18 protein-coding genes and 2 tRNA genes are annotated in these 19,040 nt (G+C 69.6%); 10 read left to right on the plus strand and 10 right to left on the minus strand.

Annotated features, from left to right (window positions below; all coding sequences use genetic code 11):
- Positions 1–4: 4 nt before the first annotated feature.
- The 3 genes from OF852_RS09905 (at position 5) to OF852_RS09915 (ending at position 1,770) form a co-directional block, all read left to right on the plus strand.
- Positions 5–568, plus strand: coding sequence for a hypothetical protein (locus OF852_RS09905; RefSeq protein WP_271118998.1), 564 nt, complete (start codon positions 5–7; stop codon positions 566–568).
- A gap of 84 nt (positions 569–652) precedes the next feature.
- Positions 653–1,171 carry a hypothetical protein gene (locus tag OF852_RS09910; protein WP_271118999.1) on the plus strand — a complete coding sequence of 173 codons (519 nt, stop codon included), beginning with the start codon at positions 653–655 and terminating at the stop codon, positions 1,169–1,171.
- Positions 1,168–1,770, plus strand: coding sequence for a hypothetical protein (locus OF852_RS09915; protein WP_271119000.1), 603 nt, complete (start codon positions 1,168–1,170; stop codon positions 1,768–1,770). The genes OF852_RS09910 and OF852_RS09915 overlap by 4 nt, the downstream gene beginning before the upstream one ends.
- Here OF852_RS09915 and OF852_RS09920 read toward each other — a convergent pair.
- Positions 1,709–3,073 carry an MFS transporter gene (locus OF852_RS09920; protein ID WP_271121159.1) on the minus strand — a complete coding sequence of 455 codons (1,365 nt, stop codon included), beginning with the start codon at positions 3,071–3,073 and terminating at the stop codon, positions 1,709–1,711. The genes OF852_RS09915 and OF852_RS09920 overlap by 62 nt on opposite strands.
- Positions 3,074–3,256: 183 nt before the next feature.
- On the opposite strand from OF852_RS09920, the gene OF852_RS09925 reads away from it, so the two are divergent.
- Entirely contained in the window at positions 3,257–3,844 is a 588-nt protein-coding gene (locus OF852_RS09925) for a TetR family transcriptional regulator (RefSeq protein WP_271119001.1), read from the plus strand.
- Positions 3,845–3,891: 47 nt separating this feature from the next.
- Here the strand turns inward: OF852_RS09925 and OF852_RS09930 are convergent.
- From OF852_RS09930 to dnaA, 9 genes are all read right to left on the minus strand, one after another.
- Positions 3,892–3,967: transfer RNA gene (locus OF852_RS09930), tRNA-Ala, on the minus strand.
- 81 nt (positions 3,968–4,048) lie between these two features.
- A tRNA-Ile gene (locus OF852_RS09935) sits at positions 4,049–4,122 on the minus strand.
- Positions 4,123–4,212: 90 nt separating this feature from the next.
- Positions 4,213–4,620, minus strand: coding sequence for a DUF3566 domain-containing protein (locus OF852_RS09940; protein ID WP_271119002.1), 408 nt, complete (start codon positions 4,618–4,620; stop codon positions 4,213–4,215).
- The gene (gene gyrA, locus OF852_RS09945) at positions 4,617–7,190 is read right to left on the minus strand and encodes a DNA gyrase subunit A (RefSeq protein WP_271119003.1); all 2,574 of its coding nucleotides are present in this window, start codon (positions 7,188–7,190) and stop codon (positions 4,617–4,619) included. Before gyrA ends, OF852_RS09940 begins: the two co-directional genes overlap by 4 nt.
- A 48-nt stretch (positions 7,191–7,238) precedes the next feature.
- Positions 7,239–9,227 (minus strand): DNA topoisomerase (ATP-hydrolyzing) subunit B, encoded by a 1,989-nt coding sequence (gene gyrB, locus OF852_RS09950; protein ID WP_271119004.1) that lies wholly within the window; start codon positions 9,225–9,227, stop codon positions 7,239–7,241.
- A gap of 145 nt (positions 9,228–9,372) precedes the next feature.
- The gene (locus OF852_RS09955) at positions 9,373–9,879 is read right to left on the minus strand and encodes a DUF721 domain-containing protein (RefSeq protein WP_271119005.1); all 507 of its coding nucleotides are present in this window, start codon (positions 9,877–9,879) and stop codon (positions 9,373–9,375) included.
- A complete protein-coding gene (gene recF, locus OF852_RS09960; protein WP_271119006.1) occupies positions 9,876–11,042 on the minus strand; it encodes a DNA replication/repair protein RecF in 1,167 nt (388 codons plus the stop codon). Before recF ends, OF852_RS09955 begins: the two co-directional genes overlap by 4 nt.
- Before the next feature lie 22 nt (positions 11,043–11,064).
- Positions 11,065–12,210: a DNA polymerase III subunit beta gene (gene dnaN / locus OF852_RS09965; RefSeq protein WP_271119007.1), complete on the minus strand. Its 1,146-nt coding sequence runs from the start codon at positions 12,208–12,210 to the stop codon at positions 11,065–11,067.
- A gap of 495 nt (positions 12,211–12,705) precedes the next feature.
- Positions 12,706–14,106 (minus strand): chromosomal replication initiator protein DnaA, encoded by a 1,401-nt coding sequence (dnaA, locus tag OF852_RS09970; RefSeq protein WP_271119008.1) that lies wholly within the window; start codon positions 14,104–14,106, stop codon positions 12,706–12,708.
- A 296-nt stretch (positions 14,107–14,402) separates the two neighbouring features.
- Here dnaA and rpmH point away from each other — a divergent pair, with 296 nt between their 5' ends.
- The 6 genes from rpmH to rsmG are packed head-to-tail and all read left to right on the plus strand — an operon-like array spanning position 14,403 to position 17,438.
- Positions 14,403–14,540: a 50S ribosomal protein L34 gene (gene rpmH, locus OF852_RS09975; protein ID WP_022881903.1), complete on the plus strand. Its 138-nt coding sequence runs from the start codon at positions 14,403–14,405 to the stop codon at positions 14,538–14,540.
- A gap of 29 nt (positions 14,541–14,569) precedes the next feature.
- Positions 14,570–14,893 carry a ribonuclease P protein component gene (rnpA, locus tag OF852_RS09980; protein WP_271119009.1) on the plus strand — a complete coding sequence of 108 codons (324 nt, stop codon included), beginning with the start codon at positions 14,570–14,572 and terminating at the stop codon, positions 14,891–14,893.
- Positions 14,890–15,204, plus strand: a complete 315-nt coding sequence (gene yidD / locus OF852_RS09985; RefSeq protein ID WP_271119010.1) for a membrane protein insertion efficiency factor YidD — start codon at positions 14,890–14,892, stop codon at positions 15,202–15,204. Before rnpA ends, yidD begins: the two co-directional genes overlap by 4 nt.
- Before the next feature lie 8 nt (positions 15,205–15,212).
- Positions 15,213–16,214 (plus strand): membrane protein insertase YidC, encoded by a 1,002-nt coding sequence (gene yidC, locus OF852_RS09990; RefSeq protein ID WP_271119011.1) that lies wholly within the window; start codon positions 15,213–15,215, stop codon positions 16,212–16,214.
- Between the two features lie 12 nt (positions 16,215–16,226).
- Entirely contained in the window at positions 16,227–16,733 is a 507-nt protein-coding gene (locus OF852_RS09995) for a Jag family protein (protein WP_271119012.1), read from the plus strand.
- A 21-nt stretch (positions 16,734–16,754) separates the two neighbouring features.
- Positions 16,755–17,438, plus strand: a complete 684-nt coding sequence (gene rsmG / locus OF852_RS10000; RefSeq protein WP_442908621.1) for a 16S rRNA (guanine(527)-N(7))-methyltransferase RsmG — start codon at positions 16,755–16,757, stop codon at positions 17,436–17,438.
- Positions 17,439–19,040: the final 1,602 nt, after the last annotated feature.

Consider the following 19,040-nt stretch of genomic DNA (forward strand, 5'->3'; position numbering starts at 1 on the left):
CCCCATGGGATCCTCACGCAAGCGCACGAAGGAGCTCAAGCGCCTCAAGCGCTCGACCTCGAACGTGTTCGACGAGCAGCGCGAGGTCCTCGACCACGCGAACGACGTGCTCCGCGAGGCTCGCCGACAGCTCGGCAACTACGCCCGCGACGATGTCGCGCCCCGGGTGCGCGACGCCTACGACCAGCGCCTGAAGCCGACGGTCGCGAGCTCGCTCGCCGCCGGCCGCGCCGCCTCCTACAACGCCCGCTCCCGCATCGCCGAGGACGTCATCCCGGCCGTCTCGGGCGCGATCGGCTCGACGCTCGCCGTCCTGTCGGCCGCGAAGGACCCGCGGGTCCGGGAGGTCGTGAAGAAGGCCGGCAAGACGACCTCGCAGCTCAGCAAGAAGGCGCAGAAGCGCATCCAGCCGCCGAGCTCCTCGGGCGGGGTCGGCAAGTTCATCCTCCTCGGCCTCGGCGTGGTCGCCGCCGCCGGTGTCGCGTACGCCGCCTGGCAGACGCTCCGCGCCGACGACGACCTCTGGATCGAGGACCTCGAGGAGTCGGAGCTCACGCCCGACGCGTAGTCCCGCCCCGCACGTCCGGAGGCCCGCCGCATCTGCGGCGGGCCTCCGTCGTCTCCGGGCCGACTCGGGGGTAGCATCCTCGCCGTGGCGAGACGCAGCAGCAGGTGGTCGGCTCCCCGGGATCGCGGGGAGGCCGCCGATCAGCTCAAGGAGCGCATCTACGTCAGCTTCACCGCCCTCGCGATCCTCGTCGCGACCGGCGCGCACGGCGAGGTCGACGCCCTCGCCGCGCTCATCACGCTGCTGCTGACGGTCGTCGGCACGCTCCTCGCGATCTTCGTCGCCGACCTCGTCTCGCACGTGGCGATCCACGAGCGCCTCATGTCGGCGGACGAGCTCCGCCGCGCACTCCGGGTCAGCTTCGGCGCGATCGGCGCCGTGACGCTGCCGATCGTGTTCCTCGCGATCTCGGCGACGGGCCGCTGGGGTGCCGCATCGGCCTTGCGGACCAGCACGATCACGCTCGTCGTCACCCTCGTCGTGATCGGCTGGGTCGCGATCCGCCGGACCCGCCTCACCTGGTGGCGCCGGCTGATCGCGCTCGGCGCGGCCGGCCTCCTCGGCCTCGCGGTCATCGCGATCGAGCTGCTGGCGCACCGGTGAGCGGGGATGCGGACGGCCTGCGCCTCGGGGTCGGCGGGCTGAGCCGGCCCGAGCTCCTCGCCGCGCTCGATGCCGCGGGGGTGGCGCGCAACGCGCACGCCGAGACGCTGCTCGCGCATCCCGTGTTCGAGCGGCGCCCCGTCGAGCCGATCGTCATCGCGGTCCGCTCGGTCGCCGAGCTCGGTCGGCCTGCCGGCGCCACGCTTCCCGAGCTCCTCTCCGCGGCGGCGGAGCTCGGACTCGGGCCGTGCCCGGCCGACACCGCGCCGTACCTCCGCCTCGCCCTCTCGGATCAGACGGCCTCCTCGGATCCGCGGATGTCGACGGGTCGGGCCCCCGCGGACTCGCTCACCGTCGCATCCGATCCGCTGAGCACGGACGACGAGGACCCGAAGGGCTTCTACCTCCGCGTCGTCGACGGCGTCTCGTGGCTGCGCGGCTACCGCTGCGACGACGAGCACGTGTTCGCGGGTGAGGACCGCTTCGCGTTCCAGCGTCCCGAGCGAGCCGAGGAGAGGATCGGCGCCTCGTCTCGGATCAGAGCTGATCGTCGGTCAGGGCCTCGTGCTCCCCGGCGTGATGAACGGGCTTCGGGATGAAGACCGCGATCACCGTGGCGATCAGCGCGGCGGCCAGGCCGAACAGGAACGCGGTCTGGAATCCGTCCGTGGTGGGCATCGCGACGCCGCCGACCACGGTGGTGGAGTTCGCGAGGACCGCGGCGATGACCGCGGACGCGGTGGCGGTGCCGAGGGCGCGCATCAGCGTGTTGAGACCGTTCGCGGCACCGGTCTCGGTGTCGGGCACCGCGCGCATGATCAGGGTCGGCATGGCCGCGTAGCCGAGGCCGATGCCGATGCCGATGAGGAGGTTGATCGTGAGGATGTGCCAGGGGCCGAGATCCATGAGCACGGCGACCAGGTAGCCGGCCGCGATGATGGTGCCGCCCATGATGAACAACGGCTTCGGTCCCCACGTGCGTTCCAGCCGTCCCGCGATCGGGGACATGGCGAGCATCGCGAGACCAGCGGGCATGAGGATGAAGCTCGCCTGCAGGAGCGTGAGGCCGATGCCGCCGGTCTGGGCGGGCATCTCGAGGAGCTGCGGGAACGCGATCTGGGAGGAGAACAGCGCGAATCCCATCGCGATCGAGGCGAGGTTCGTGATCAGGACCGGCCCGCGGGCACTCACCCGCAGATCCACCAGCGGCGCGGACGTCCGCAGCTCCCACCACCCCCACAGCAGCAGCACGAGCACCCCGCCGAGGAGGAGACCGAGGGTGAGGGGCGAGACCCATCCCCACTCGTTGCCGCGGGAGACGGCGAGCAGGATCCCGGTCAGGCCGATCGCGAGACCGATCACACCGACGACGTCGACACGGCCGCCGGTGCGGGTGGGGCTCTCCGGAACGATCCACGCGATGAGGGCGAGCACGATCACACCGAGGGCGGCGGCGAGCCAGAACAGCATGTGCCAGTCCGCGTTCTGCGTGACGAACGCGCTCAACGGGAGCCCGAGCGCCCCGCCCACGCCCAGGGTCGCGCTGACGAGTGCGATCGCGGAACCCAGCCGCTGGCTGGGGAGCACATCGCGGAGGATCGTGATGCCGAGCGGGATGACGCCCATCCCGAGCCCCTGCAGGCCGCGGCCGATGATCAGCGGCACCACGGTCGGCGACAGGGCCGCGACGACGGATCCGGCGACGAGGAGGGAGAGGAGGATGAGGGCGATGCGGCGTTTGCCGAACATGTCGCCCAGCTTCCCGGTGATCGGGGTGCAGATCGCCGACACCAGCAGGGTGATCGTGATCACCCACGCCGTGTCGTCACGCGATGCGTTCAGCAGTTCCGGGAGCTCACCCTGGATCGGGATGAGGATCGTCTGCATGAACGACCCCACCATGCCCGCGAACGCGAGCACCGCGATCACCGGACCGGGACGCACCCGGCCCCGATCCGCCGTCGCGGGTGGGACGACGATCTCTCCAGTGTTCGACAACGACAACCCCTCACGTGAGACTCAGTATCAAGACCGAGATAGACTAGCAGAAGCGGTGCTGCATCTCGTCTCCGGTACACTTCGCGTATGACCATGAGCGTGCGGGATCGAGCGCGGGAGGCGATGCGCACGGAGATCGCGGAGGCGATGAGCGCGATCTTCGCCGAGCGCGGCTTCGACGCGGTGACCGTGGACGACGCCGCGAGCGAGGTGGGGATCTCCCGCGCCACGTTCTTCCGCTACTTCGGGTCGAAAGAGGATGCCGTCCTCACGCTGGTCGATGGCCGCACCATCGATTTCGGGGGGATCCTCGCGGGGCTCCCGGCGGTGACCGGCGAGAACGCGTGGGGGCTGCTGCACCGCCTGTTCCAGGAGGCGCTGACCTCGATCGACACCGCATCGGAGGCAGAGCGTGCCCGGGTGCGGATGATCCAGACGACGCCCTCACTCCGTGCCCGACTCGCCGATCGACGCTACGGGCACGAAGAAGCCCTCACGCAAGCACTCGGCTCACGCATCCATCCGAGCTCGGCGGCGAGACCGATCGTGCTCGCCGCCCTCGCGATCCTCGATCTCGCCTGGCGACGGTGGGCGGCCGGCGAGACCCCCACGCTCCGCGACGCACTCGACGACGCCTTCATCGCGCTCGACACGGGAAGCGCCTCCATCAGCTGACCCCGTCACGACGACGGCGCACGCCACGCGGGAGGAGACGCGGAAGCTGGTGGAGCCTAGGGGAATCGAACCCCTGACCTCCTGCTTGCAAAGCAGGCGCTCTACCAATTGAGCTAAGGCCCCGTGCGAGAGCAGTCTACCGGCGGATTCGACGAGCATCCCGGACGATCGCGCCGCAGAAGCGGCGGCGCGATATCAACACAGTGGGGCTACGTGGACTCGAACCACGGACCTCTTCGTTATCAGCGAAGCGCTCTAACCGCCTGAGCTATAGCCCCGTCCGGCCCGGAACGCGCCGGGCCGAATAGAACAGTACCCCACGCCAGCCGGTCGGACCAAAACGGCCCGACGCCGGCGCGGGGACCGATTCAGTTGTTGGTGAAGCCGATGAGCAGGCCGCCGGTGATGCGCATGCTCAGGTTGTAGAGCAGCGCGCCGATGGCGCCGAGCACCGTGCCGATGATGACGTTGAGCACCGCGATCACGAAGGAGAACAGGACGACCTGGCCCACGCCGAAGCCGGCGGTCACGGAGGCGGTCGAGTCGCCGAGCACATCCTGGAGGAGGCCGTCGATCGTGCCGAAGATGCCGGTCGAGGCGAGCACCGTCCACACGAGGAAGGCGGCGACGACGAGGACGATCCCGAGGCAGGCCCAGATGAGGGCCGACAGCTTCACGACGGACCAGAAGTCCACGTAGACGAGGCGGAGTCGCACCTGCTTGGAGGACACCTGACGCTGCGACTTCCGCTGCAGCCGTTCGGCGACACTGGTCATGAGGTGGGTTCGTCCTTCCCGGCGTCGGCACCGGCCGACTCGTCGAGATCCTGGGGTTCCAGATCGGCGCCCAGGTTGCGTTCACTGTTCTTGGCCACGGCGATGATCCGGTCACCGCCCGAGAACCGGGCGAACACGACGCCCATGGTGTCGCGGCCCTTCGCCTCGACCTCGGCCACGGCAGACCTTACCACCTTGCCGCTGGCAAGGACCACGAGCACCTCGTCGTCCCGCCCGACGATGAGGGCGCCCGCGAGCGAGCCGCGATCGTCGTTGAGCTTGGCGACCTTGATGCCGAGGCCGCCGCGTCCCTGGACCCGGTACTCGCTGATCGCGGACCGCTTCGCGAAGCCGCCGTCGGTGACGGTGAAGACGAAGGCGTCGTGCGCATCCTCGCCGTCCGGGGCCTTCGGGACGACGCTCGCCGAGAGCAGCTCGTCGCCCTCGCGGAACTTCATGCCGGTGACGCCGGAGGTGGAGCGGCCCATCGGGCGCAGCGCGCCGTCCTCCGCGGTGAAGCGGACCGACATGCCCTTGCGCGAGACGAGGAGCACGTCGCTGTCGGCGTCGACGAGCATCGCCGAGACGAGCTCGTCGCCCTCGCGCAGGTTGACGGCGATGATGCCGCCCGTGCGGTTCGTGTCGTACTCGGAGAGGCGCGTCTTCTTGACGAGCCCGCCCTTCGTCGCGAGCGCGAGGTAGTCGGCGACCTCGTAGTCGCGGATGTCGAGGATCTGCGCGATCTGCTCATCCGGCTGCATCGCGAGCAGGTTCGCGACATGCTGGCCCTTCGCGTCGCGACCGCCCTCGGCGACCTCGTAGCCCTTGGCGCGGTAGACGCGTCCCTGGTTCGTGAAGAAGAGGAGCCAGTGGTGCGTCGTCGTCACGAAGAAGTGCTCGACGAGGTCGTCGGCCCGCAGCGCCGCGCCCTTCACGCCCTTGCCGCCGCGGTGCTGCGAGCGGTAGTTGTCGCTCCGCGTGCGCTTGATGTAGCCGCCGCGGGTGACGGTGACGACCATCTCCTCCTCGGGGATGAGGTCCTCGACGGAGACGTCGCCGTCGAAGCCGAGCAGGATCTCGGTCCGGCGCTCGTCGCCGAACTTCGCGACGATCTCGGTGAGCTCCTCGGCGATGATGGTGCGCTGGCGCTCCGGCTTCGCGAGGATGTCCTGGAAGTCGGCGATGCGACGCTCGATCTCGGCGGCCTCGTCGATGATCTTCTGGCGCTCGAGCGCGGCGAGCCGGCGCAGCTGCATCTCGAGGATCGCGTTCGCCTGGAGCTCGTCGATCGCGAGCAGCTCGATGAGGCCGGCCCGGGCCTCGTCGACGGTCGGCGATCGGCGGATGAGCGCGATGACCTCGTCGAGCGCGTCGAGGGCCTTGAGGTAGCCGCGGAGGATGTGGGCCCGCGCCTCCGCCTCGGCGAGGCGGTACTGCGTGCGGCGGACGATCACGTTCACCTGGTGCGAGATCCAGTGCGTGATGAACTGGTCGAGCGTGAGGGTGCGCGGGACGCCGTCGACGATCGCGAGCATGTTCGCGCCGAAGTTGTCCTGCAGCTGCGTGTGCTTGTAGAGGTTGTTGAGCACGACCTTCGCGACGGCGTCGCGCTTGAGCACGATGACGAGACGCTGGCCGGTGCGGCCCGAGGACTCGTCGCGGATGTCGGCGATGCCGGCGAGCTTGCCCTCCTTCACCTGCTCGGCGATCTTGATCGCCAGGTTGTCGGGGTTCACCTGATACGGCAGCTCGGTGACGACGAGGCAGGTGCGGCCCTGGATCTCCTCGACCTCGATGACCGCGCGCATGGTGATGGAGCCGCGGCCGGTCCGGTAGGCGTCCCGGATCCCCTTCACGCCGAGCACCTGCGCGCCGGTCGGGAAGTCGGGTCCCTTGATGCGCTCGATGAGCGCCTCGAGCAGCTCCTCGCGCGGGGCGTTCGGGTGCGCGAGCGCCCAGAGGGCGCCGTCGGCGACCTCGCGGAGGTTGTGCGGCGGGATGTTCGTCGCCATGCCGACCGCGATGCCGACCGAGCCGTTGGCGAGCAGGTTGGGGAAGCGCGAGGGGAGCACGACCGGCTCGCGCGTGCGGCCGTCGTAGTTGTCCTGGAAGTCGACCGTGTCCTCGGTGATGTCCCGGACCATCTCCATGGCGATCGGCGCCATCTTGGTCTCGGTGTACCGGTGGGCGGCCGCGCCGTCGTTGCCGGGCGAGCCGAAGTTGCCCTGGCCGAGGGCGAGCGGGTAGCGCATGGCCCACGGCTGCACGAGTCGGACGAGCGTGTCGTAGACGGGGCTGTCGCCGTGCGGGTGGAACTGGCCCATGACATCGCCGATGACGCGCGTGCACTTCGAGAAGGCGCGGTCGGGGCGGTACCCGCCGTCGTACATCGTGTAGATCACGCGGCGGTGCACGGGCTTGAGGCCGTCCTCGACGCGCGGCAGCGCGCGCCCGACGATGACGCTCATCGCGTAGTCGAGATAGCTGCGCTGCATCTCGAGCTGGAGGTCGACCTGCTCGATGCGGTCGGCGGGGGTGCCGTCCGGCGTGGTGGTGGTGTCGTCGGTCATCTGTTCCTGCGTCTCGTCTGGGCTGCGGGCGGGCGGTGGATCCGGCCGCTAGATGTCCAGGAAGCGCACGTCCTTCGCGTTCTGCTGGATGAAGGTGCGACGCGCCTCGACGTCGTCGCCCATGAGGGTGGAGAAGACGCCGTCGGCGATCGCCGCGTCGTCGAGAGTGACCTGGAGCAGCGTCCGCGACTCGGGGTTCATCGTCGTGTCCCACAGCTCCTGGTGGTTCATCTCGCCGAGGCCCTTGTAGCGCTGCACGCCGTTCTCCTTCTGGAGTCGGCGGCCGGCGGCGAGCCCGTCCGCGAGCACGGCGTCGCGCTCGCGATCCGAGTACACGTACTCGTGGTCGGCGTTCGTCCACTTGAGCCGGTACAGCGGCGGCTGCGCGAGGTACACGTACCCCATCTCGATGAGCGGCCGCATGTAGCGGAAGAGCAGCGTCAGCAGGAGGGTCGTGATGTGCTGGCCGTCGACATCCGCATCGGCCATGAGCACGATCTTGTGGTACCTGGCCTTCTCGCCGTCGAAGTCCTCGCCGATGCCGGTGCCGAAGGCCGTGATCATCGCCTGGATCTCGGCGTTGCCGAGCGCGCGGTCGAGGCGCGCCTTCTCGACGTTGAGGATCTTGCCCCGCAGCGGCAGGATCGCCTGCGTCTCGGGGTTCCGGCCGGTCTTCGCGGAGCCGCCCGCGGAATCCCCCTCGACGAGGAAGATCTCGGAGCGCGTCGGGTCCTTGCTCGAGCAGTCGGAGAGCTTGCCCGGCATGCCGCCGCCCTCGAGGAGGCCCTTGCGGCGGGTCTGCTCGCGCGCCTTGCGCGCGGCGAGGCGCGCGGTCGCCGCCTGGATCGCCTTGCGCACGACCTCGCGGCCCTGCTGCGGGTTGCGCTCGAACCAGTCGCCGAGCTGATCGCCGGCGATGCGCTGCACGAAGGACTTCGCCTCCGTGTTGCCGAGCTTCGTCTTCGTCTGGCCCTCGAACTGCGGCTCGCCGAGCTTGACGGAGATGACGGCGGTGAGGCCCTCGCGGACGTCGTCGCCCGAGAGGTTGTCGTCCTTGTCCTTGAGGAGGCCCTTCTCGCGCGCGTAGCGGTTGACGAGCGTCGTCAGCGCCGCGCGGAATCCCTCCTCGTGCGTGCCGCCCTCGTGCGTGTTGATCGTGTTCGCGTAGGTGTGGACGCTCTCCGAGTAGGCGGTCGTCCACTGCATCGCGACCTCGAGCGAGATCTTGCGCTCCGTGTCCTCCGACTCGAAGGCGATGATCTCGGGGTGGATCGTCTCCGTCTTCTTCGTCGAGTTGAGGTACTCGACGTAGTCGACGAGACCGCGCTCGTAGTGGAAGACCTCGCCGCGGAAGGCGCCCTCCGCATCCGTCTCGCGCTCGTCCGAGATCTCGATGCGGAGGCCCTTGTTGAGGAAGGCCATCTGCTGGAAGCGGGTGCGGAGGGTCTCGAAGTCGAAGACCACGGTCTCGAAGATCGTGTCGTCCGGCCAGAACGTGATCGTGGTGCCGGTCTCGTCGGTCGGCTCGCCCTGCGCGAGCGGCGCCTGCGGGATGCCGCCGTCGCGGAAGGACTGCCGCCAGACGCTGCCCTGCCGGCGGACCTCGACGTCGAGGCGCGTCGAGAGCGCGTTGACGACCGAGCTGCCGACGCCGTGGAGGCCGCCGGAGACCGCGTAGCCGCCGCCGCCGAACTTGCCGCCCGCGTGGAGCACGGTGAGCACGACCTCGACGGTCGACTTCTTCTCGACGGGGTGCTCGTCGACGGGGATGCCGCGGCCGTTGTCGACGACGCGCACGGCGCCGTCGGCGAGGATCGTCACGAGGATGGTGTCGCAGTAGCCGGCCATCGCCTCGTCGACCGAGTTGTCGACGATCTCCTGCACGAGGTGGTGGAGACCGCGCGGACCGGTCGACCCGATGTACATGCCGGGGCGCTTGCGGACCGCCTCGAGGCCTTCGAGCACCTGGATCTGGTCGGCGCCGTAGCTGTCCGTTCCGGACGCCGCGGGGGTGGGATCCGGGGCAGATGAGGTCATGTAGTCGTTGCTCCTGACGAGGCTCACGCGGGGGCCTCGAGAAGGCGCTCCACGACCTCCCCATGCTATCCCAGGAGGTCGTTTCGGGCGGCCGGAAACCGCCTTCTGACGGGTTTTCCCGGCGAGGGTGACCGGATTTGTCGCCCTAGCCGTAGGTATCGCGAGGACCGCGCCCTGGAATCGCTCGCGGGCCCCGTTTCCAGGAGGGGGTGTCCGGCCCGATGAAGCGGACCGTCTCGACCCCCGCCGTCGGGTGGAGCTCGGCGATGCGGGTCGTGACCTGCGTCCGCATGCTCCGCAGCTGGTGCGCCCAGGCCGTCGAGTCGCAGCGGATCGTGAGCGTCGCGTCCTCGATCGAGACCGGCTCCGTGTGACCCGCGACCTCGGCGCCGACGATGTCCGCCCAGTCGTTGAGGAGGTCGGACTTCGCGAGCGAGGAGTCCCAGCCCATCTGCCGGGTGAGCCGCTCGAGCACCGCGCCGAGCTCGCGCGGGTCGCGGCCCGGCGAGAACGGGGTGCTGCGCTCCGACTCGGCCTCGGCCTTCGCGGCCCGGCGCCGGCCGTCGCGGGAGACGATCGCCGGATCCCCGAAGCGGGCGCGCACCCGCCGGTACGCCTCGAGGTGGGCCGGCTCCTCCTCGCGGCGGATCACGCCTCGCCCTCCTCGAGGATCCGGCCCGCCCGGATGCGGACGACATGGCCGGCGAGCTCCTGGGGGACGTCCTCGAAGACGGCCGCCGTGATGAGCACCTGCTCGTAGTCCTTCACCGCGTCGGCGAGGCGGAGGCGCCGGGTCGCATCCAGCTCCGCGAAGACGTCGTCGAGCACGAGCACCGGATCGCCCGTCGGGGAGTCTCGACGCAGGATGCCGGCCGCAGCCAGCTTGAGCGACAGGGCGAAGGACCACGACTCGCCGTGGCTGGCATAGCCGCGCGCCGGGAGGCCGTTGAGCTGCAGCTCGAGGTCGTCGCGGTGGGGTCCGACGAGCGTCAGGCCGCGATCCAGCTCCTGCCGGCGCACCCGTGCGAGCGAGTCGCGGAAGGCGGCCGCGGTCTCGACGACATCCCGCCGGCCGTGCACCGCATCCCCCTCCGACACGGGCTCGTCATCGGGCTGCTCGCCGAGGACGCTCAGCCGCATGGCGAGCTGCGCGACGTGCTCCTCGCCGGCGATCGCGCGGTACGCGTCCGCGGCGAAGGGCTCGAGCTCGGCCACGAGCTCGAGCCGCGCCACCACGAGCTCTGCGCCGAGGGCGATGAGCCGCTCGTCCCAGACCTCGAGCGTCGAGAGGTCGCCGTGCCGCGCGGCCGCGCGGGCGGTCTTGAGCAGCGTGTTGCGCTGCCGGAGCACGCGCTCGTAGTCGCCGATCACCCCCGCGAAGCGGGGTGCGCGCTGGACGAGCAGCTGATCCAGGAAGCGACGGCGGCCGGAGGGCTCGCCGCGCACGAGCGCAAGGTCCTCGGGGGCGAACAGCACGCTCGAGACGTGGCGCGGGAGGTCGCGCGGCTTCGCGGGGGCGCGGTTCACCTGGGCGCGGTTCGCGCCCAGGCGGTTCAACTGCAGCTCGACGAGCAGCCGGCGATCACCCGAGGCGAGCTGCGCGCGGACGATCGCCGCATCCATCCCCTGACGCACGAGCGCCTGATCGCTCGAGACGCGGTGCGAGCCGAGCGTCGCGAGATAGCCGATCGCCTCGACGAGGTTCGTCTTGCCCTGGCCGTTGCGGCCGACCAGCAGGTTCGGGCCCGGGTGCAGCTCGAGCTCCGCCTCCGCGTAGTTGCGGAAGTCGGAGAGCTGCAGGTGCGTGACGATCACGCCGGGCGGGCCCGTCGCCCGATCAGCGCAGCAGCAGGTTGGGCTGCAGCAGGTACTTGTAGTCGTCGGAGCCCGGCTGCTCCTTCGACGACTGGCTCGTGATGAGCACCGGCCCCGGCTTGTTCGGGTTCTCGGTCTTCGTGAACGAGATGCGCACGAACTCCGAGTGGACGGCGCTGAGGCCGTCGAGCAGGAAGGAGGGCTTGAGCGACACGACCGTGTCCTCGCCGACGAGGTGCGCGTCGATCGTCTCCGAGGCCTGCGCCTGCTCGGAGCCGGCCGCCTCGAGGGTGAGGCCGTCGATCGAGAAGCTGAAGCGGAGGGCCGCCTCGCGCTCGAGGACGAGCGAGACCCGGCGCGTGGCCTCGACGAGCTCGGCCGTGTTGATGACCGCGTAGTTCTCGACCGTCTCGGGGAACAGACGGCGCACCGGCGGGAAGTTGCCCTTGATGAGGAGCGAGGTCACCGTCTTCTTCTCGGCGCTGAAGGCGATGAGCTCGCGCTCGTCGGTGCGGACGATCGAGACGGCGACGGTGCCGCTGTGCCCGAAGGTCTTGCCGATCTCGGAGAGCGTGCGCGCCGGCACCAGCGCGGTCGCGCCCTCGGCGCTCGTCGAGCCCGAGTCCCAGTCGATGGAGCGGACCGCGACGCGGTAGCGGTCGGTCGCGACGAGGGAGATGCTGTTGTCGGCGACCTCGAGCTGGACCCCGGTGATCACGGGGGTGACGTCGTCGCGGGATGCGGCGACGGCGACCTGCGAGACCGCGGCCGCGAAGTCCTCGGCCGGGAGGACGCCCGTGCGCTCGCCCACGCTCGGCAGGGTCGGGTACTCCTCGACCGGCATGCTCAGGAGCGTGAACCTGGCCGAGCCGCAGCTGACCGCGATCTTGCCGTCGACGGTCGAGAACTGGACCGGCGCGTTCGGGAGGCGGCTGGCGATGTCGGCGAGGAGGCGGCCGGAGACGAGCGCGGTGCCGGGCTCGTCGACCTCGGCCGTGATCTCGGTCTGCGACGAGACCTCGTAGTCGAAGGACGAGAGGGTGAGCGAGCCGCCCTCCGCCGTGAGGAGCACGCCGCTGAGGATGGGCTGCGTCGTCCGCTGCGGGAGGAGCTTGACCGCGAAGGACACGGCCTCGCTGAAGACGTCGCGATTGACCTGGAACTTCACAGACGGAACCCCTTGTCGTGCTCGAGATGGCGTGGGGGTCAATACTCCCACAGCGATCCTGTCACAGGGACGGCGGGATCAGGGCGGGGAGGCGGACCCCGTCGCTCGTCTCGCCTCCCATCCACAGGAGGTTGCGGCACGGAGCCGGATCATCTTCTCTCGTTAAACGTCTTAACGCCTGTGGAGACTGTGGACAACTCCGGCGATGCCTTTTCGCGGCGGGGAACTACACGCGTGTGAGTTGTTGACGAGCTGTCGATGACCGCGGCGGCATCCGTGGAGACGCGTGCCATGGCCGATCCGGAATCCACAGGGCGACCATGATCTGTGCACAGGCCCCTCCGGCGTTGTCCACGACTTTCCACAACTTCTCCACATGTGGGAAGTGGAGTCCCCAGAACAGGGGGCAGGAGGGGGTTCTTCCGGTCTCCGACACGGCGGCTGGAGCGCGCGGATGCCGGTGACGGCATCCGACGGCCGGCGGACCGGCGCGGCTCAGCGGTAGCGCTGGTCCTGCTTGATGCGGCTCGTCAGCTCCGTGACCTGGTTGTAGATCGAGCGGCGCTCCTTCATGAGCTCGCTGATCTTCTTGTTCGCGTACATCACGGTCGTGTGGTCGCGGTTGCCGAAGAGCTGCCCGATCTTCGGCAGCGAGAGGCTCGTGAGCTCGCGGCACAGGTACATCGCGATCTGCCGCGCCGTGGCGACCGCCTGGCTCCGGCTCGAGCCGTAGAGGTCGTCGACCGTGAGCTTGAAGTAGTCCGCGGTGTGGTTGATGATGTCGACCGGCGCGATGACGTTGTCCTCGTCGAGGGTGATGAGGTCCTTGAGCACCGTCTGCACGAGCTGCAGGTCGACCGCCGTGCGGTTGAGGTTCGCGAAGGCGGTGACGCGGATGAGCGTGCCCTCGAGCTCGCGGATGTTCGAGGAGACCTTCGTCGCCATGAACTCGAGGATGTCGTGCGGCACCTGCAGCTTCTCGCTCTGGGCCTTCTTCCGCAGGATCGCGATGCGCGTCTCGAGATCGGGCGCCTGCACGTCGGTGATGAGGCCCCACTCGAAGCGCGACCGCATCCGGTCCTCGAATCCCGTGAGGTGCTTCGGCGCGACATCGCTCGTGATCACGACCTGCTTGTTGTGGTCGTGCAGCGTGTTGAAGGTGTGGAAGAACGCCTCCTGCGTCGAGTCCTTCCCCTGGAGGAACTGGATGTCGTCGATGAGGAGGATGTCGATCTCGCGATAGCGGGTGTTGAAGACCGAGCCGCGGTTCGAGGCGATCGAGTTGATGAAGTCGTTCGTGAACTCCTCGGAGCTCACGTAGCGGACGCGGATCCCCGGATACAGGTTCTCGGCGTAGTGGCCGATCGCGTGGAGGAGGTGCGTCTTGCCGAGCCCGGAGTCGCCGTAGATGAAGAGCGGGTTGTAGGACTTCGCGGGCGCCTCCGCGACGGCGACCGCCGCAGCGTGCGCGAAGCGGTTCGAGCCGCCGATGACGAAGTTGTCGAAGTTGTACTTCGGGTTGAGCCGGCTGTCGCCGCGGGTCGCCTGGATGGGCGGTGCGGTGTCCTCGACGTAGGAGATGGAGGCGGCCGTCTCCTCGACGGGCTTGAGGACCTCCGTGCGGATCTCGGGGTTCACGACGATCGCGAAGTTCTGGACGCCGAACTCGCCGCCGGTCGACGAGATGGCGTCGAGGAGTGGGATGCGGATCCGCTGCTCGAGCATCCCGCGGGTCAGCTCGTTCGGGACCTCGAGGTAGAGGGTGCCGGCGAGCACGCCCTTCGGCTCGACGAGGTTGATGAAGCCGTGGAGCTGCGGCGTGATGCGGGTGTCGTCGCCCAGCCGGGCGGTGACGGCATCCCAGAGCTCGCGGGTCGCGTCGGCTTCGTCGGCCATGTCGTGCGCTTCCTCTCGACGGGATGGGTTATCCACAGGATTATCCACGCTGTGGGCGATCTGTGGAAACCCGTGGGGAGAACCAGCACAGCGACCGACCTTGCGACACGCCCGGGATTCACGGCGCGCCGTTCCCCGCCGGTGGCGACGGCTCGTGCATGATGGGCGTTTGCCCTGCGCAGTTTGACCCTCGGCATCCGGGGGCCTATCTTTAATCAGTTGACGCAGCCCCCGGCTGCAACCTGATCTTCCCGGTCGCGACCATCCCGGTCCCTCGCCGGGCGTTGGAGACCACTATGAGCAAGCGAACCTTCCAGCCGAACAACCGCCGTCGCGCCAAGGTGCACGGCTTCCGTCTGCGCATGCGCACCCGCGCCGGCCGCGCCATCCTGGCCGCCCGTCGTCGCAAGGGCCGCACCGAGCTCTCCGCCTGACCCGTCCCGTGCTCGCGAAGGCGAACCGGGTGGTCCGCGCGCAGGACTTCCGCCTGACCGTGCGCCGCGGTCGACGGTCGACCTCGCCGACCTCGGTCGTCTATCGCCTCGAGCGCGGCTCGGACGAGCCCATGCGATTCGGCTTCATCGCCTCGCGCGCCATCGGCAACGCCGTCCAGCGGAACCGGTGGCGTCGTCGTCTCCGGGCCATCGGCCGGGAGATGGTGGATGCGGGGGCCGTCGGCGCGGACGTCGTGGTCCGTGGGCTCCCGGGCTGCGCCGATCGCGACTTCCACGAGCTCCGCGAGGAGCTGCAGACGGCGATGCGCCGGACCTCGTCGGTGCGGGCATGATCCGCGGGCTCGGGCAGAGCATCCTGCTGCTCCCCCGCAACGTCTGCGTCGTGATCCTCCGCGTCTACCGCGCGGTGATCTCGCCGCTCTACGGCCAGGTGTGCAGGTACTACCCAAGCTGCTCGGCTTATGCTCTCGAAGCGATCCAGCGCCACGGCGTCGTGCGCGGGATCTGGCTCGGGACGAAGCGGATCGCGCGCTGCCACCCCTGGGCCGCGGGCGGCGTCGACGACGTCCCCGGGCACTTCGACCCTCCCCGACACCGCATCACCCGCTTCGGCTTCGTGCTCGCGGGCAATGGAAAGGCCTGACACCCGGCATGGACATCATCGGCACCATCCTCTGGCCCATCAAGTGGGTCATCGAGGCGATCCTCGTCGGGTTCCACACCCTGCTCGAGCTCCTCGGCATGGATCCGGCGGCCGGCCTCACCTGGGTGCTCTCGATCGTCGGCCTGGTCCTCATCGTGCGCGCCGCGCTCATCCCCATCTTCGTGCGCCAGATCAAGAGCCAGCGCAAGATGCTCGAGGTCGCGCCCCAGCTCAAGAAGATCCAGGACAAGTACCGCGGCAAGAAGGATCAGTACTCTCGCGAGGCGATGCAGCGAGAGACCATGGAGATGTACCGGAAGGCCGGCACCTCGCCGTTCGCCTCGTGCCTCCCCCTGCTGATCCAGATGCCGATCTTCTTCAGCCTCTTCTCGGTGCTCAACGAGGCGAAGCCGCAGCCCGACGGGAGCTTCCGCGCGGGCGTCGGCCTCCTCTCGCAGGAGCTGTCGGAGCAGTTCGGCAGCGCCTCGCTCTTCGGGATCGCCCCGCTGCGGTTCAGCATCCAGAGCTCGCTCGAGCAGGACCCGGTCAACTGGACCGTCATCATCATCGCCGCCGTCATGGTCATCCTCATGACCGCGTCGCAGTTCATCACGCAGCTGCAGATCATGTCGAAGAACCAGAGCCCCGAGATGATGGCCAGCCCGATGTTCCGGCAGCAGCGCATCCTGCTGTACATCCTCCCCCTCGTCTTCGCCTTCTCCGGCTTCGCCTTCCCCATCGGCGTGATGTTCTACTGGCTCGTCTCGAACTTCTGGACCATGGGCCAGCAGTTCCTCGTGATCCGCAACATGCCGACGCCGGGCAGCGAGGCGGCGCTCGCCCGCGAGGCACGCCTCGCGAAGAAGAACCGCGCCCGCATGGCGGATGACGCGCAGACGCTGGCTGAGGAGCAGGTCGCGGAGATCGAGCAGAAGAAGGTCACGACCCAGCGCCAGCAGCCGGTGGGCAAGAACCGATCGAAGAAGTCCGGCGGCGGCGCCAAGAGATGACGGGATCCCCCCATGACCGATGCAGTGAAGACCGAGCGCGCGTCCGGTGACGAGCCGACCGAGCAGGAGCTCGTCGACGAGGGCGACATCGCCGCGGACTACATCGAGGAGCTCCTCGACCTCGCGGACATCGACGGCGACATCGACATCGATGCCCGCGGCGGCCGCGCCTACCTCTCGGTGACGGCCTCGGGCGAGTCGAATCTGTCGCTCATCGCCAAGCCGGAGACCGTCACGGCCCTGCAGGAGCTCACCCGCCTCGCCGTGCAGAGCAGCACGGGGCGTTTCTCACGTCTCATCCTCGACGTCGGAGGATCGCGCGACGCCCGCGCGTCGGAGCTCGCCGCGCTCGTCGACCACGCGGTCGAGCGCATCGAGGCGGGCGCCACCACGGCATCCCTGCCCCCGATGTCCTCCTACGAGCGCAAGCTCGTGCACGACATCGTCGCCGATCGCGGTCTCACCTCGCAGTCCGAGGGCGAGGGTCGCGACCGCCACACGGTGATCACGCGCGCCTGACGCGTTTCACGTGAAACATCGATGAGCGAGATCCGCGGGACCGACTCCCCCACTCCCCCGTCGACGGTGCCGACCGAGCTCGAGCTCGAGCCCGCGGCCGCCGAGTCGCTGTTCGGCGAGCGGCTGCCGCTCGCCCGCGCCTACACCTGGGAGCTCGCGCGCCGCGGCGAGGAGCTGGGACTCGTGGGGCCGCTCGAGGTCCCGCGCCTGTGGACGCGGCACGTGCTCAACTGCGCGCTCGTCGCGCCGCTGCTGCGCGGGCGGGTCGCCGACATTGGGAGCGGGGCGGGCCTTCCCGGGATCGTCCTCGCGATCGCGCGCCCCGATCTGGAGTTCGTGCTCGTCGAGCCGATGGAGCGCCGCGTCGACTGGCTCCGCTCGGAGCAGCAGCGGCTCGGCCTGGAGAACGTCACGGTGGAGCGCGCTCGCGCCGAGGAGCTCGGCCCGCATCGCGGCGAGTTCGATCAGGTGACGGCGCGGGCGGTCAGCGCCCTCTCGAAGCTCATCCCCATCACCGCTCCCCTGCTCAAGCCCGGTGGCGAGCTCGTGTTCATGAAGGGTGCGCGCATCGAGGAGGAGATCGAGGCGGCGCAGAAGGCGATCAAGAAGGCGCGACTCGAGAGCGTGTCGACCGTCGTGCTCGGCGAGGGCGTGATCTCCGAGGTCACGCGCGTCTTCCGCGCGACGAAGCCGGCGTCCGCCTGAGTCGGTCGTGACTCGGGCTCGGCCTCGGGTTCGCGCGCGGTCGGCGCGCGGTGACCGGCGGGGCCGGCAACGTGATCCAGTGCGGTCATGCAGGCCGTCTGTTCGGATCCAGCGCACCGGGGCGGATGGACTTCGTCGACAACGTGGCTGAGGCGACGGGATGTGATCGGACGCGTCCGGAGCGGGCTTCGTTGGCGGCATCAAGGCCGTGCGGATGGTTCGCTTGAATGTCGGTCGTATGAGATGGGGGTTTCACGTGAAACATCACCGCGAGCGATGTCTTCTCTCGCCGCCCCGGGACGTGACGATATCGGTCCTCGTCTGATTGCGCGGCGCGGTCGGCTGGTGATGGTGGGCGATGGCGCGATGCTCCGCGACGGGATTCTCCCCCTCCCTCTCCCCCGGCTCGCGCGATCACGGCGGGCAGACGCCGTACGTCCGGATCACGGGCGGCGATGCGGGCCGCTCCCCCAGTGCCCAGGGCGGTGGGCTGGTGGTGGTCGGCGATGGCGCGATGCTCGCCGATGATGGACTGCGAGTCGACGTCCGACGATGTGGTGGCGCCGTGATCCTGCGCGAGGAGTGCAGGCCTTCCCCGGCTCGCGCGGTCGCGCTGGGCCGACCCTTCGCCGCAGAATGACGGACGGTGATGTGGACCGCTCTCCGAGTGCGCGGGGCGGTGGGGCTGATGGCGGTCGGCGATGGCACGATCCTGCACGACGGGCTTCCGGCCCCCGCTCGCGTCGCGCGGGCGCGTCCGGCGGAGGCCGCACGTCCGGGTGACGGACGGGGCTGTGGGGTCAGGTGGTCGCCCACCGTCGGAGCTCTCGACACGGTTCTTTGATGCGAGCGAACGCGCTCGATCTCATCGATGGAGTGCGGGCGGTGCCGCGCGGTGAGGTGGGCGGCTGCCGGATTCGGGTTCCTGGCGTGAGATCCCGTCGACTCGAAGCTGAGGTCGCCGGAGTCCACCGGGCCGCGGAGGCCCGGTCGATCCGCCGGGCCGAGCTCAACGCCTCCTGAGGCGAAGCGGGTGGTCTCGCGGGACCTGAGCACGATGCCCAGCCGACGCCCTCGGAGTGCGATGGGCTGGAGGCCCGGCGCGATCGGCTGCCTTCTCACGTCACGAGGGCGCGCGACGATCGCGCGCGACCCAGGTGATTCCGGGATTCGCCCTGGGACGAGATCCGGCAGGCGGGGACGGCGTGTCGCCGATGACAGGCTTCCCGGGCGGTGTCCGCGTGGATTGCGGCGTACGGCCGCAACGGTTCTCCTCCGTGTCGGGGCGGGCGCGGGGCGGTCCTGGCAGATGAGCGGTGCCCGGGGATGTTTCACGTGAAACCGAGGGCCTGATTCCGGGCGACATCGCGTTCGGCGTGCACGGACGCCCGAATCGAAGAGCGCACACCACGGCACGGAAGCGGCCCGAGACGCACGCCGGCCGGCGACGGCACGGCGTGATGCGCGGCGCCGGAGCGTGTCCCGCGCGTCGCGAGACGGTGCCGACTCGCATGACCGTCCGAGCTCCCATGGCGCGTCGGGGCGGGGACGTGCCGCATGCACATGGACGGGGCGGCGTTGCGCGAGCTCCTCGGGAATCCA

Source organism: Homoserinibacter sp. YIM 151385 (assembly GCF_027912415.1).
Classification (GTDB): domain Bacteria; phylum Actinomycetota; class Actinomycetes; order Actinomycetales; family Microbacteriaceae; genus Schumannella.

What these genes read in the sequence shown, in the direction of transcription:
- dnaA (WP_271119008.1), bottom strand. Translation starts at nt 14,106, where the DNA reads ATGGCCGACGAAGCCGACGCGACCCGCGAGCTCTGGGATGCCGTCACC.
- OF852_RS09925 (WP_271119001.1), top strand. Translation starts at nt 3,257, where the DNA reads ATGACCATGAGCGTGCGGGATCGAGCGCGGGAGGCGATGCGCACGGAG.
- OF852_RS09920 (WP_271121159.1), bottom strand. Translation starts at nt 3,073, where the DNA reads ATGGTGGGGTCGTTCATGCAGACGATCCTCATCCCGATCCAGGGTGAG.
- OF852_RS09905 (WP_271118998.1), top strand. Translation starts at nt 5, where the DNA reads ATGGGATCCTCACGCAAGCGCACGAAGGAGCTCAAGCGCCTCAAGCGC.
- OF852_RS09940 (WP_271119002.1), bottom strand. Translation starts at nt 4,620, where the DNA reads ATGACCAGTGTCGCCGAACGGCTGCAGCGGAAGTCGCAGCGTCAGGTG.
- rsmG (WP_442908621.1), top strand. Translation starts at nt 16,755, where the DNA reads ATGAGCGAGATCCGCGGGACCGACTCCCCCACTCCCCCGTCGACGGTG.
- yidD (WP_271119010.1), top strand. Translation starts at nt 14,890, where the DNA reads ATGATCCGCGGGCTCGGGCAGAGCATCCTGCTGCTCCCCCGCAACGTC.
- yidC (WP_271119011.1), top strand. Translation starts at nt 15,213, where the DNA reads ATGGACATCATCGGCACCATCCTCTGGCCCATCAAGTGGGTCATCGAG.
- gyrA (WP_271119003.1), bottom strand. Translation starts at nt 7,190, where the DNA reads ATGACCGACGACACCACCACCACGCCGGACGGCACCCCCGCCGACCGC.
- OF852_RS09995 (WP_271119012.1), top strand. Translation starts at nt 16,227, where the DNA reads ATGACCGATGCAGTGAAGACCGAGCGCGCGTCCGGTGACGAGCCGACC.
- rpmH (WP_022881903.1), top strand. Translation starts at nt 14,403, where the DNA reads ATGAGCAAGCGAACCTTCCAGCCGAACAACCGCCGTCGCGCCAAGGTG.
- gyrB (WP_271119004.1), bottom strand. Translation starts at nt 9,227, where the DNA reads ATGACCTCATCTGCCCCGGATCCCACCCCCGCGGCGTCCGGAACGGAC.